Raw genomic sequence first — 12,154 nt, forward strand, 5'->3', positions numbered from 1 at the left:
AACCTTGGCTGCTGAGGCACAGCCATGGGCGCGTGGGTCGGCTGTCGCCACTCCAGCGGCTATCGTCCGGCGCCTTTTCGGTTGCGTATCAGCCCAGCCGCGCCGGGATTAATCCGCGCAGGGAATTGCCGACGAACAGCGCTTTGGCCGACTTCAAATCATCCAAGGTGTAGATTGCCTCATGGGCGCGGCCTTCGTCCAGCAATTCGCCGCGCAATACGCCAGGCAGCAGGCCGCAATCGAGCCGCGGAGTTGCCAGCGCGCCGTCGCCGAAATCGGCAAAGAGATTGGTGATCGTGCCCTCACAGATTTCGCCACGCTCGTTGGCCAGCAGCACCTCGTCGGCCCGGCTGATCAGATATTCGGCTCGCGCCCGCTGATAGGTGTCCCGGCGGCTCGTCTTGTGGCGCAGCAGCGTGTCGCTCGAATCGAGCCGCACCCGCGCCAGTTGCAGCCTCCACACCTTGTCGGCTGCATGCGGCTCATAAGGCAGCGCCGAGACCGTCACCTTGCCGCTGCGCGACAGGACGAGGCGTGTGCGCAAGGCCATGTCCGGCCGGTCGACGGCATTCCTGAGCATCTCGCCGACCTTTTGCGGATCGCAGGCAAAACCCAGTTCGGCTGCCGAGCCATAAAGGCGAGCCAAATGGCGGTCGAAACGGAGGAAGCCCTGGCCCGGCTGCCAGCGCATGGTTTCGATCAGCTCGAAATCGGCGGTGTTCCCGTCGCGTAGCGCGCTTTCAGCAGGCACTCCTGATACTCCTCCTCGGCCGTTGAATCGAAGACGACGCCACCACCGATATTGTAGACGGCCTCGCCACTGGAAAAGAGCGATATGGTGCGGATCGCCACCGAAAAGCGCATCGTGCCGCCGGGCGCGATCCAGCCGATGGCGCCGCAATAGACATCGCGCGGCGTGGCTTCCAGATCGTGCAGGATTTCCATGGCGCGGATTTTTGGGGCGCCGGTGATCGATCCGCATGGAAACAGCGCAGCGAAGATCTGTCGGATGGTGAGGTCGGGCAAGAGCTTGGCCCGCACGCGGCTCACCATTTGGTGGACGGTCGGGTAGCTCTCGATGCGGAAAAGCTCCGGCACCTCCAGCGTGCCGACCTCGCTGATCAGCGAGATGTCGTTGCGCAGGAGATCGACGATCATCCGGTTCTCAGCCTGGTTCTTCTCGTCATTGAGCAAGAACGCCTTCAGCCGCTTGTCCTCCGCCTTGGTCGCGCCGCGCGGGGCGGTGCCCTTCATCGGATGGGTCTCGATCATGCCTTCGGCGTCGACCTCGAAGAACAGTTCCGGCGAACGCGACAAAACGACCGGATCGCCGAGCGCGATCAGCGCGCCGTATTTCACCGGCTGGCGCTCCGTCAGCGCGTCGAAGGCGGCCAGCGGATCGCCCGACCACTGCGCATGAACCGGAAAGGTCAGATTGCCCTGATAGCAATCGCCCTTGCGAATGTGATTGTGGAGCCGCGCAAAGCGTTTTGCGTAGTCTTCTGAAGACCAGGCAGCCCTTGCGTCGAAGATCGGACCGTTGGTCGCCGGCGCATTGCTTGGCACGACCGCCTGTTCGACAGGCGCGTCGAAGATCCCCAGGCAGACAAGCGGGGCGCGGCGTCCGCCCGGCAGCAGCGGAACGAGCTTCGGCTCGAGCAGGTAGCCGGCCTCGTAGGAGAAATATCCGGCCAGCCATTTGCCGGCGTCATGCGCGGCCTGCGCAATTTCCAGCGCCGGCAGGAAATCCTCCGCCTCATGCGCCACGATGATGCCGGCCGGGCGGTCGAAAACGAGCTGATGCGCGCGCTCGTCATTCCGGAAAATTGCAGAGGGCAGGGACATAGGACTCGGATGCTGCGGTCGATGACGCCAGCTATCGCTCTATATGGGGGCTCGATCGCGCGCAATCGAGAGAGCGGCGTCTCAAGACGCAAAGGCAGCCGTGGTGAAAAGCAAACCGGCGGCACCTCGAAGGCACCGCCGGTCTGTCATGTGCTCGATACCGGCAGGCAATTCAGGTGTTGCTCGCGGTTCCCCCGGTCGGGAAGCGACGCGCGAATTCCTCCTCATCGCCGGCGGCAAGCAGTTTCGCCTGTTCGATCCAGCGCTCACGCTCGATGCGGCCGTCGAAGTTCAACGTCTCCTCGATCCGCTTGACGTCGGCGGCCGTCCAGGCGGCGATTTGCGCAAAGGTTGTGACTCCGAGCTCGTTGAGCAGCCGCTCGTTGGCCGGGCCGATGCCGATCAGGCGGCGCAGATTGCTGGCTTTGTCCGGCGCCGCCTTTCTTGTCGCGGCTTTCCTTGCCGCTGGCGCAGCGCTCTTTGGTGCAGCACCCGTTTTCGATGCGGGAGGTTTTGGCGCACTTGCCTTCGGCGCGCCCGCTTTCGACGCACCGGCCTTCGGCGCGGCTGCGGCCTTCGCGGCCGCCGGTTTCTTGGACGCGGTCTTGGCTGGCGCGGTCTTTGCTGGCCCGTTCTTGGCCGGCGTCGTCTTGGCCGGCGTCGACTTGGCCGGCGCGGATGTCGCCATCAATGCCGACGGTGCCGGGATTGCTGCCTTTGTCGCACCGGTCTTGGAGCCTTGTACCTCGCTCAACTGGCGCTCCAGGTCGGCGCGGGCGCCGCGGCATACTTCCAGCTCACCGGTCAGGCGGTCGGCGTCGGCTCGCAGCCTGTCGCGCTCGCTGCGCGTGCGGTCCATGTCACCGCGCAGGCTGTCGAACTCGCCACGCAGGCGTCCCCAGATGAACCAGCCAACCAACACACCTACCAGGAACGCTAGGAGCATGTAGAAAAAAGTGCCCATTGTCTTTCTCTCCAGTACGATCCATCTGCCGTGGCCTGGAGTGGTGACCTTGGCACAAGGACCATTCATTGGTGGCTCCGCTGTTCGCGGAACAGCCGGCTTAGATCGAGCTGTCGGCGACCGGCTTTTCCTGCCATGGCCAACGGCCGCTGTCGCATTTGCCGAAGCGCCGTGACCGGACCGAGATTTTTTCCTGGCCTGAGCCCCGCGCCCGACTGAGCTTGAGGCGGGACGCTATCATACAGCTTCCGGAAAGCTAACGGAAAAATTCCACGGAGAGTTATTTAAGAACACATATTTAGGGCAAGAATAGAATGGTCTCAATATGCATTGCGTCTAAATTGTTCTGTCAGCCCCGGATGTTCAGCGCTATGCGTCAATTGTCCAAAGCTTCGAGCTCGTCGATCAGCCCGCCGATCACGCCAAGTCCGATCTGCCAGAAGGCAGGGTCTGTGGCGTCAAGGCCGAAGGGTGCCAGGAGCTCGGAATGATGCTTGGTGCCGCCGGCGCGCAGCATGGCAAAATATTTCTCCTGAAAGCCACGCTCCGCATTCTGATAGACCGCATAGAGCGAATTCACCAGGCAGTCGCCGAAAGCATAGGCGTAGACGTAGAAGGGCGAATGGATGAAGTGTGGAATATAGGTCCAGAAGACCTCGTAACCGTCGCGCAGCTTGATCGCCGGCCCGAGGCTTTGCGCCTGCACTTCCAGCCAGAACTGGCCGAGCCTGTCGGATGTCAGTTCGCCGTTCTTGCGCTCGGCATGCACCTTGCGTTCGAATTCATAGAAAGCGATCTGCCGCACGACCGTGTTGATCATGTCCTCGACCTTCTGGGCGAGCATGGCTTTCCGCTCGCGCTTGTCCGTGGTCTGGTCCAGCAGCGAGCGGAAGGTCAGCATCTCGCCGAAGACGGATGCCGTCTCGGCCAGAGTCAGCGGCGTCGAAGCCATCAGCGCGCCCTGGCCTGCAGCCAGCACCTGATGCACGCCGTGACCAAGCTCATGCGCCAGCGTCATCACGTCGCGCGGCTTGCCCATGTAGTTGAGCAGAACATAGGGATGCGCCGACGGCACGGTCGGATGCGCGAAGGCGCCCGGCGACTTGCCAGGCCTTACCGGCGCGTCGATCCAGTTGCGCTCGAAGAAAACCCGGGCGATCTCCGCCATGTCAGGTGAAAAGCGCTGATAGGCGGAAAGCACCGTGTTCTTGGCCTCGTCCCAGCCGATGATCGTTTGCGGGGTCTCTGGCAACGGCGCGTTGCGGTCCCAGTGGTTCATCACCTCCATGCCCAGCCAGCGCGCCTTCATCTGGTAGTAGCGGTGCGACAGACGCGGATAGGCGTCGCGAACGGCTGAGGCCAGCGCATCCACCACGCTGCGCTCGACGCGGTTGGCGAGATGGCGAGAATCGGCGATGTCCTCGAAGCCGCGCCAGCGGTCGGAAATCTCCTTGTCCTTGGCCAGCGTGTTGGTGACCAGCGTGAACGTGCGCAGGTTCTTGCGGAAGGTTGCGGCCAGTGCTTGAGAAGCCCGGCGGCGCACCTCGCCATCGGCGTGCTGGAGGCGGTTCAGCGCCGGCTCCAGGGTAAGCTCCTCGCCATCGATGTCGAAGCGCAGATCGGTCATCGTTTCGTCGAACAAGCGGTTCCAGGCGCCGCGTCCGGTAATCGACTTCTCATGGAAAAGCTGCTCGACGCGATCTTCCAGCTGGTAGGGTTTGTCCATGCGCAGATCGAGCACCCACGGCCGGTAGTGAGCGAAGGCGGGATCGGCAGCAAGCGCGGTTTCGATCGCGGCGTCGTCGATGATATTCAGTTCGAGCGCGAAAAACAGAAGATGCGCGCTGGCATCGGTCATCTTCTCCTGAATGTCGCCATAGAGCTTGGCGCGCAGCGGATCCGCGGTGTTGCCGGCATAGATCAGTCCGGCATAGGAGACGATCCGGCCGATCAGTTCCTCCAGCGCCTCATAGGCGGCAAGCGCCTCGCCCAGCCTGCCGCTGTCGGCACGCTCCGCCTCGGCGGCGAGCGTGCCTTTCCAGCGGCTCTCGAAGCTGATGGCATCGGCCGCCGCCCTGGCGATGTCGCGCTTCAGCTCGGGGGCGTCCATCCCCGAATAGAGATCGGCGAGATCCCATTCCGGCAGGTCGCCAAGGTCCGCCGCGCCCTGACCGGACGCTGCCGCCGCAAGCTGCCGACCAAAAACCATGCGCATTGCCGATACTTTCCAGATTGCAGGGCCCAAGCGGTCAGACTCAAAGATTCAAAAGGGGATGAGAAAGCCGGTCAAATCCTAAGGAATTCGTTCACCGGGTTTTTTGAAACCTTATTTAGAACCCTGTGCCAAGATGATCCATAGGGTGGATTGCCTTGGGTGGGCATATTGGGCGAGCATCGTTGAACCAGTCATGACAGGTTCCATACTCATAGTCGATGACGATCCCGTGCAGCGCAGGCTGCTCGAGGCGGCCGTGACGAAATTCGGCCACAGCGCTATCATCACGGATGGCGGCGAGGCCGGTCTCGACGCGCTCGACGGGCCCGATGCGCGCGACGTGTCGGTGGTCATCCTCGACCTCGTCATGCCGGGCCTCGACGGCATCGGCGTGCTGAAGGCGATGCGTGAGCGTGGCATCCAAGTTCCGGTCATCGTACAAACCGCCCAAGGGGGCATCGAGACCGTCGTTTCGGCCATGCGTCACGGCGCTTTCGATTTCGTCGTCAAGCCGGCATCTCCCGACAGGCTGCAGGCATCGATCGGCAATGCGCTCAAGGTCGAGGCGGTCGAGGGCGAAGTGAAGCGCTCGTCGCGGCGTCGCGGCGGCCATCTGACCTTCAAGGACATGATCACGCACAGCCCGGCGATGGATCGGGTGATCCGTCTCGGCCAGAAGGCGGCCGCGTCCAACATCCCGATCCTTATCGAGGGCGAATCCGGTGTCGGCAAGGAGCTGGTGGCGCGCGCCATCCAGGGCAGCGGCGATCGCCGCTCAAAACCCTTCGTTACCGTCAATTGCGGCGCCATTCCCGACAATCTGGTCGAATCGATCCTGTTCGGCCACGAGAAGGGCTCGTTCACCGGCGCCACCGAAAAACACACCGGGAAGTTCGTCGAAGCGCATTCGGGCACGCTCTTTCTCGACGAGATCGGCGACCTGCCGCTCGACGTGCAGGTCAAGCTGCTGCGCGCCGTGCAGGACGGTGAGGTCGATCCGGTCGGCGGGCGTTCGACCGTCAGGGTCGATATCAGGCTGATCTCGGCGACACACCGCAATCTTCTGCAGCAGGTCAAAGACGGCAAATTCCGCGAGGATCTGTTCTATCGCCTGAACGTCTATCCGATCTTCGTGCCGCCGCTGCGCGATCGTCGCGACGACATCCCGTATCTGGTCGAGCACTTCCTGGAGAAGGTTGCGCCCACCGATCCACGTCACCGCCTGCACGGCATTTCGGCTGCGGCGCTCGCCATGCTGCAGGCCTACGACTGGCCGGGAAACATCCGGCAGCTGGAAAACGCCGTCTTCCGGGCCTCGGTGCTTTGCGAAGGCGATGTGCTGACCGAAGAGGAGTTTCCGCAGATCCGGGCGCAGGTCGAGGGCACCGTCAACCTCGATGCGGATGGCGCGTTGCTCGCGTCGCCTTTGGTCATCGAGCCGCCTGGCGAGGACGTGCCGGCCGATAACGGCATCGCTGCAACCGAGCTCGATCCGCCGGCCAGGCCGCAGCCCCGCTTCGGCACGCTGCGGGCACTCGACGAACGCGGCAATGTGCGCGCGCTGGCCGACGTCGAATTCGAAATGATCAAGCTCGCGATCGACCATTACAGCGGCCAGATGAGCGAAGTTGCCCGCCGCCTCGGCATCGGCCGCTCCACGCTCTACAGGAAGCTCAAGGAGTACGGCATCGATCCGGAAACAGGCCGTATCGACCGGCTTGCTTCCTGACTAAGCAAGTCCGGACCAGCTTGTCAGCCTGGCACCAGACAATCGACAGTCATCGACCGGGCGTGACGCACGTCGGGGTGACGCGCTAGCCGGCAGTGTTCACGCATTGAGGCGGCCGGTAACAGATCGTGTTCAGGCAAAGGCCGAAACATGATCTAAACCAGCAGTTTACCACGAAACCCCGCGCAATATTTTTGACGGGATATTGCCACGGTGTTACCGCATTTCGGCTTCAATAAGCGATGATTAACCATTAGGATCGATATTCGGATGCGAACACCACCGCATCCGTTGGTCAAATCCGGGGACAAACGGCAGCCTGCAAGGCCTTTTGATTTGAACAAAGTCGAACGACACACAAACGGGCGGCATTATCACATGAGCGTCTGGCCGAGATGGCTGGCAGCAGTGATTCTCGCCTTTGGCTTCCTTACGGCGGCTGCGACCGGCGCCAGCGCCCAGACACGTTCGCTGAAACTCTATAACCTCCACACCAAAGAGAAGGCGGAGATCGTCTTCAAGCGCGGCGGCCGCTACGACCAGGCGGGTCTGAAAAAGATCAACGTCATCCTGCGCGACTGGCGCCGCAACGAGCCGACCAAGATGGATCCGCGCCTGCTGGACCTGGTCTGGGAGGCTTACCGCCAGAGCGGTGCCACCGACTATATCCAGGTCGTGTGCGGTTATCGCTCGTCGTCAACCAACTCGATGCTGCGCAGCCGCAGCAGGGGCGTCGCCAAGAAAAGCCAGCATATGCTTGGCAAGGCCATGGACTTCTACATTCCCGGCGTGCCGCTGAAGAAACTGCGCGACATCGGTCTGCGGATGCAGGGCGGCGGCGTCGGCTATTATCCGAGGTCCGGCTCGCCCTTTGTCCACATGGATGTCGGCAATGTGCGCCACTGGCCGGGCATCAGCCGCCAGGAACTGGCGCGTGTGTTCCCCAATGGCAAGACGCTGCATGTGCCGAGCGACGGCAAGCCGCTGCCCGGCTATTCACAGGCGCTCGCCTCCTACAAGGCGCGCAAGGGCGCCGGCGCTCCCGCCATCGAACTGGCCAGCGCAGGTGGCGGTTTCAAGAAGTCCGGCGGTCTGCTGGCGGCTTTCTTCGGCGGCGGTGAAGACGAGGCCGATGACAGCGCCGATGTGGCAGCCGCGCCAGCGCCGAAGTCAACCAACGTGAAGCCGCCGGCGAGCGTGAAGCTGGCGACCGCGAAGCCGGCGCCGGCGGCCAAGAACAGCAAGCTTCCGGGCATTGCCATCGTGTCGCCTCAGGATGCGAAGCGCGCCGAGATTCCGCAAATCGCCGATGCGCCTGCTCCGGAACCGGAGGAGGACACGCCGGAAACGATCATCGCGGCGCTGCCGGCGCGCAGTGTGCCGCTGCCTGATTTCGCCCCGCGTCCGAAGACCGATATCGGCGCTCAGCCGCCCGAAAACGTTCCGTTCGGCGTGGCGGATGCCACTGCCACCACTGAACAGGCGGTGGCGACCGCGCAAGCGCCGGCAAGCGCTCCCTTCGGCATGGCCGAGCCGTCCGCTGTCGCCGATGCGGCGCAGGTTGCGGCCAACAACGTTCCGTTGCCGACCTGGCGTCCCGATCACTCGCTGCCGGCCGACCTTGCAGCGGCCGACCTTGCGCCGCAGGACAAGGAGGTGCTTTTGGCGCTGGCGGATACGGCCGGGCACGGCAAGACCGCTACCGATGCGTTCTCGGTGCTGCCTTCGGCTCGGCCCGATCTAGCGCAGCCTGACTTGGCCCAGCCTGACTTGGCCCAGCCTGATTTGGCCCAGCCCGACTTGGAGCGGCCCGATTTGGCCCAGACGGACCAGGTTCCATCCGATGCGGTCAAGGCCGTCCTCGAGCGGGTCAGCGCAACCGACGAATACCAGGTCGCTTCGCTCTCCCAGCCGAGCTCGATTCTCAGCGGTCCGGCGAACGGCAATGCCGCATCGCCGCGCGAGGCTGTCTTTGCCCGTCCGGCCGGCTCGGATCCGGCCGCGGCGATCGGTGCGGCTGTGAAGACCACCCGCAAGGCAGCCAGGGCAACCGCCCGTGACCTGAAGCCTGGTCCCAAGTCCGTGGTGGTCGCCGCCGAGCCGAAGGCCGCGCGCTGGGCATTGAACAGCGGCGAGAATGTCGCCACCGTCTCCAGCGCGACGACCGCGCCGCGCTATGCCTACAATATCGTGCACACGCCGCCGACTGAGGTCTACACGGCGGGCTTCCAGCCGAACGATCAGCTGGCCGACGCCAACCGGTTCACCGGCAATGCCGTCAAGTTCATGTCGGTAGCCCGCTTCCAGACCAAGTAGCGGATCGACCAAGCAAAACAAAGCCGCGCCGGACAACCCGCGCGGCTTTTTGCTGTTCGAAAAACAAAAACGCCGCGATGCAGCCAGTCCGCTTGGGGATAAGAGTTTCTCTACCGCCCGAGCTTGCTCGCCGCGCGCGCCAACGCCTCGATTTCGTCCCACCGGCCGGCCTTGACCAAATCGTCCGGCGCCACCCAGGAGCCGCCGACGCAGATGACGTTGGGCAAGCTCAGATAGTCGGCGGCGTTCTTGCCGGTGATGCCGCCGGTCGGGCAGAATTGCACATCGGCCAGCGGCGAGGCGAATGCCTTGAGCGACGCGATGCCGCCGGATTGTTCCGCCGGGAAGAATTTCAGGAAACGCAAGCCTGCCTCGCGGGCGGCCATGATCTCACCCGGCGTGATGGCGCCGGGTAGCAACGGAACGTCGCTGTCCTTCGCCGCCGCCAGAAGCTCGCGGGTGATGCCGGGGCTGACGATGAACTTGGAGCCGACTGCTGCCGCCTCGCCGAACTGGCGAGCGTCCAGAATGGTGCCGGCGCCGACGATGGCGTTCTCGACTTCGCTTGCCACAAGCCGGATCGCCTCCAGCGCGTCAGCTGTCCGCAGCGTGATCTCGATCGCCGGCAGGCCGCCGCGCGCCAGGGCACGCGCCAGCGGCACGGCATCGGCGATGTTGGCGATCTTCAGCACCGGGATAACCGGTTGGCCGTTGAGGAGCGACAGGAGTTTTTCGGTCTTGCTGGGCATTGTCGTCTCTCCGGTATTGATCCGTTCAACCGGTTAGCAGAAGGCCGTTTTTCTGTCCACGAAACGAAGCGTGTCGCGATGTCACGCACTGCCGGCAATGCCGTCGGCACCGGCCGTCAAAGCCACCAGGGAGAGGCTGATCCACGCGTCAGCCTTGAATCGGCTTTCACGAGCGTTTAGTGGCTTCGGCGATGACACTGCCCAATCAACCTTTCCGCGTTGCCGCGCTCTACAGGTTTGCCCGGCTCGACGGCTTCGAGGCGTTGCGCGCACCTCTCGCCGCCTTTTGCTGCGGACGCAGTATCAAGGGCACGCTGCTTCTGGCGCATGAGGGTATCAACGGCACGGTCGCCGGCAGCGAAGCTGACATCGCCGCGCTCATCGATCATCTCCAATCCATCGAAGGTCTCGCCGGTCTCGAGGTCAAGTACAGCAGCGCCGCGCAGACGCCGTTCCACCGCATGAAGGTGCGGCTGAAGCGCGAGATCGTCACCATGGGCGTTAGCGATATCGATCCGGCGGCAAGCGCCGGCACCTATGTGGCACCGGCCGATTGGAACGCACTGATCTCGGATGCGGGCACGATCGTCATCGACACGCGCAATGCCTACGAGGTATCGATCGGCACCTTCAAGGGCGCGGTCGATCCCGCCACGACGAGCTTTCGCGAATTCCCGGCCTGGGTCGAGCAGCACCGGGCCGAGCTCGTCGGCCGGACGGTGGCCATGTTCTGCACCGGCGGCATACGCTGCGAGAAGGCAACGGCCTATGTGAAGTCGCTCGGCTTCGAGGATGTATTCCATCTCAAGGGCGGCATCCTGAAATATCTCGAAGAGGTGCCCGCCGAACAGAGCCTCTGGCAGGGCGAGTGCTTCGTCTTCGACGAGCGCGTCTCGGTGTCGCACGGGCTGGTCGAGGGTGAGGCGGAACTGTGTCGCGCCTGCCGGCATCCGCTGATCGGGCAGGACCTGTTATCGCCGAAATACGCCGCCGGCATCTCATGCCCGCATTGCTTCGATGCCCGTTCCGACGAGGATCGCGCGCGCTACGCCGAGCGTCAGCGCCAGGTCGAGCTTGCAGAAGCGCAAGGCAGGGCTCCGCACATCGGACGTTAGAGCGACATGCGTCCGCTGGACGCACAAAATTCATTTTCGGGCCGATGGGTTAGGACACGGCAGATCCTGACATCATCTCGTTTCCGCGATCATTGGCAAAGCGCTCATCGGTCATTGTAATGTCAATATGCGGGGCCTACCTCTTCAACGTCCGAAAACCCGCCCGTCCACGTTCGGCCGGGCCAATTCTGGAGGCATTGATGTTCGATCCCAAGAAGCTCCTCGACGATCTGCTCGGCTCGCAAATTCCCGGAACGGGGTCGACCGTCCGCGACAAAGGGGGTCAGGCGGTGCAGATGGCCAAGGACAATCCGCTGGCGGCCGGCGCACTGGCCGCGGTGCTGCTCGGAACCGGCGCTGGCCGTCAGGTCACCGGCACTGCGGTGAAGCTCGGCGGCCTGGCCATGATCGGCGGTCTCGCCTACAAGGCCTACCAGAACTACAAGAACGGCAAGGCGCCTGCGGAAACGGCCGCAGCCGGCTCGCCGGAATTGCTGCCGCCGCCCGCCGACACCAGCTTCCATCCCTCGCAAGCGCCGCAAGGCGAGGACGAATTCACGCTGACGCTGGTGCGGGCGATGATTTCGGCGGCGAAGGCCGACGGCCATATCGACGACGACGAACGGCAAAAGATCGCCGGCAAGCTCAGCCTCTCGGGCATCGGCTCCGACGCGGAGAAGTTCCTGATGTCGGAGCTGGAAACGCCGCTCGACCTGGATACGCTGGTCGCCGGCGCCCAAACCGACGCGCAGAAGCTCGAACTCTACACCGCCTCGCGCCTCACCATCGATCCGGATACGCGTGCCGAACGCGGCTATCTCGATCTGCTCGCCGGCCGCCTCGGGCTGCCGGACGCATTGGTCGACCATGTCGAGGCGACGGTGTCAGCGGCAAAGGTGCCGGAGTCAAAGGTGCCGGAGTCAGGGGTGCCAGAGTCGGACAAGACAACCGCCAGCTCGCGCTGGTAGGCTTCAGGGGCCGCGGAGGGCGGCGATCCGGGCGCCGCTCTCGCGTTAATGCCTCGTTTACCTAGGAAGCGCATAACTTTAGGTAGTCGGATCGGCTTTCCTCCTCCCAAGTCCGGTTCAGATCAGGGCGGCCGCCAATGGCCGCCCTTCTGTTGAAGCCGGCTGGCGCATAACCCGAAATCGGAATCGATTTTTGGAAGCGATCATGCGCAAAATCAACTTGCTCGAAATCAAGCTGCTATAGCGTCCTTGC

9 protein-coding genes are annotated in these 12,154 nt (G+C 63.5%); 4 read left to right on the plus strand and 5 right to left on the minus strand.

What is annotated here, in order from left to right:
- Positions 1 to 88: 88 nt before the first annotated feature.
- The 4 genes from EOA78_RS21330 to EOA78_RS21345 all read right to left on the minus strand — a co-directional run bounded on the left by EOA78_RS21330 (position 89) and on the right by EOA78_RS21345 (position 5,024).
- Entirely contained in the window at positions 89 to 751 is a 663-nt protein-coding gene (locus EOA78_RS21330) for an aminotransferase class IV family protein (RefSeq protein WP_127316843.1), read from the minus strand.
- Positions 700 to 1,845 carry an aminodeoxychorismate synthase component I gene (locus EOA78_RS21335; RefSeq protein ID WP_127316844.1) on the minus strand — a complete coding sequence of 382 codons (1,146 nt, stop codon included), beginning with the start codon at positions 1,843 to 1,845 and terminating at the stop codon, positions 700 to 702. Before EOA78_RS21335 ends, EOA78_RS21330 begins: the two co-directional genes overlap by 52 nt.
- 172 nt (positions 1,846 to 2,017) lie before the next feature.
- Positions 2,018 to 2,809, minus strand: coding sequence for a proton-conducting membrane transporter (locus EOA78_RS21340; RefSeq protein WP_127316845.1), 792 nt, complete (start codon positions 2,807 to 2,809; stop codon positions 2,018 to 2,020).
- A 376-nt stretch (positions 2,810 to 3,185) separates the two neighbouring features.
- Positions 3,186 to 5,024, minus strand: a complete 1,839-nt coding sequence (locus EOA78_RS21345; protein WP_164783863.1) for a M3 family oligoendopeptidase — start codon at positions 5,022 to 5,024, stop codon at positions 3,186 to 3,188.
- 193 nt (positions 5,025 to 5,217) lie between these two features.
- Between EOA78_RS21345 and EOA78_RS21350 the strand changes: the two genes are divergently transcribed.
- Together EOA78_RS21350 and EOA78_RS21355 are read left to right on the plus strand one after the other, a co-directional pair.
- On the plus strand, positions 5,218 to 6,753 hold the full coding sequence (locus tag EOA78_RS21350; protein WP_127316846.1) for a sigma-54 dependent transcriptional regulator: 1,536 nt from the start codon (positions 5,218 to 5,220) through the stop codon (positions 6,751 to 6,753).
- A gap of 378 nt (positions 6,754 to 7,131) precedes the next feature.
- Positions 7,132 to 9,069: a DUF882 domain-containing protein gene (locus tag EOA78_RS21355; protein ID WP_127316847.1), complete on the plus strand. Its 1,938-nt coding sequence runs from the start codon at positions 7,132 to 7,134 to the stop codon at positions 9,067 to 9,069.
- A 110-nt stretch (positions 9,070 to 9,179) separates the two neighbouring features.
- Here EOA78_RS21355 and EOA78_RS21360 read toward each other — a convergent pair whose 3' ends face one another.
- Positions 9,180 to 9,818 carry a 2-dehydro-3-deoxy-phosphogluconate aldolase gene (locus EOA78_RS21360; RefSeq protein WP_127316848.1) on the minus strand — a complete coding sequence of 213 codons (639 nt, stop codon included), beginning with the start codon at positions 9,816 to 9,818 and terminating at the stop codon, positions 9,180 to 9,182.
- A 191-nt stretch (positions 9,819 to 10,009) separates the two neighbouring features.
- On the opposite strand from EOA78_RS21360, the gene EOA78_RS21365 reads away from it, so the two are divergent.
- Both EOA78_RS21365 and EOA78_RS21370 read left to right on the plus strand, forming a co-directional pair.
- Positions 10,010 to 10,933 carry a rhodanese-related sulfurtransferase gene (locus EOA78_RS21365; RefSeq protein WP_127316849.1) on the plus strand — a complete coding sequence of 308 codons (924 nt, stop codon included), beginning with the start codon at positions 10,010 to 10,012 and terminating at the stop codon, positions 10,931 to 10,933.
- Positions 10,934 to 11,133: 200 nt separating this feature from the next.
- Positions 11,134 to 11,901: a tellurite resistance TerB family protein gene (locus EOA78_RS21370; RefSeq protein WP_127316850.1), complete on the plus strand. Its 768-nt coding sequence runs from the start codon at positions 11,134 to 11,136 to the stop codon at positions 11,899 to 11,901.
- The last annotated feature ends 253 nt before the right edge of the window (positions 11,902 to 12,154 follow it).

Origin of the sequence: Mesorhizobium sp. M5C.F.Cr.IN.023.01.1.1, from assembly GCF_003997585.1 — a bacterium.
GTDB classification, from domain to species: Bacteria; Pseudomonadota; Alphaproteobacteria; order Rhizobiales; family Rhizobiaceae; genus Mesorhizobium; species Mesorhizobium wenxiniae.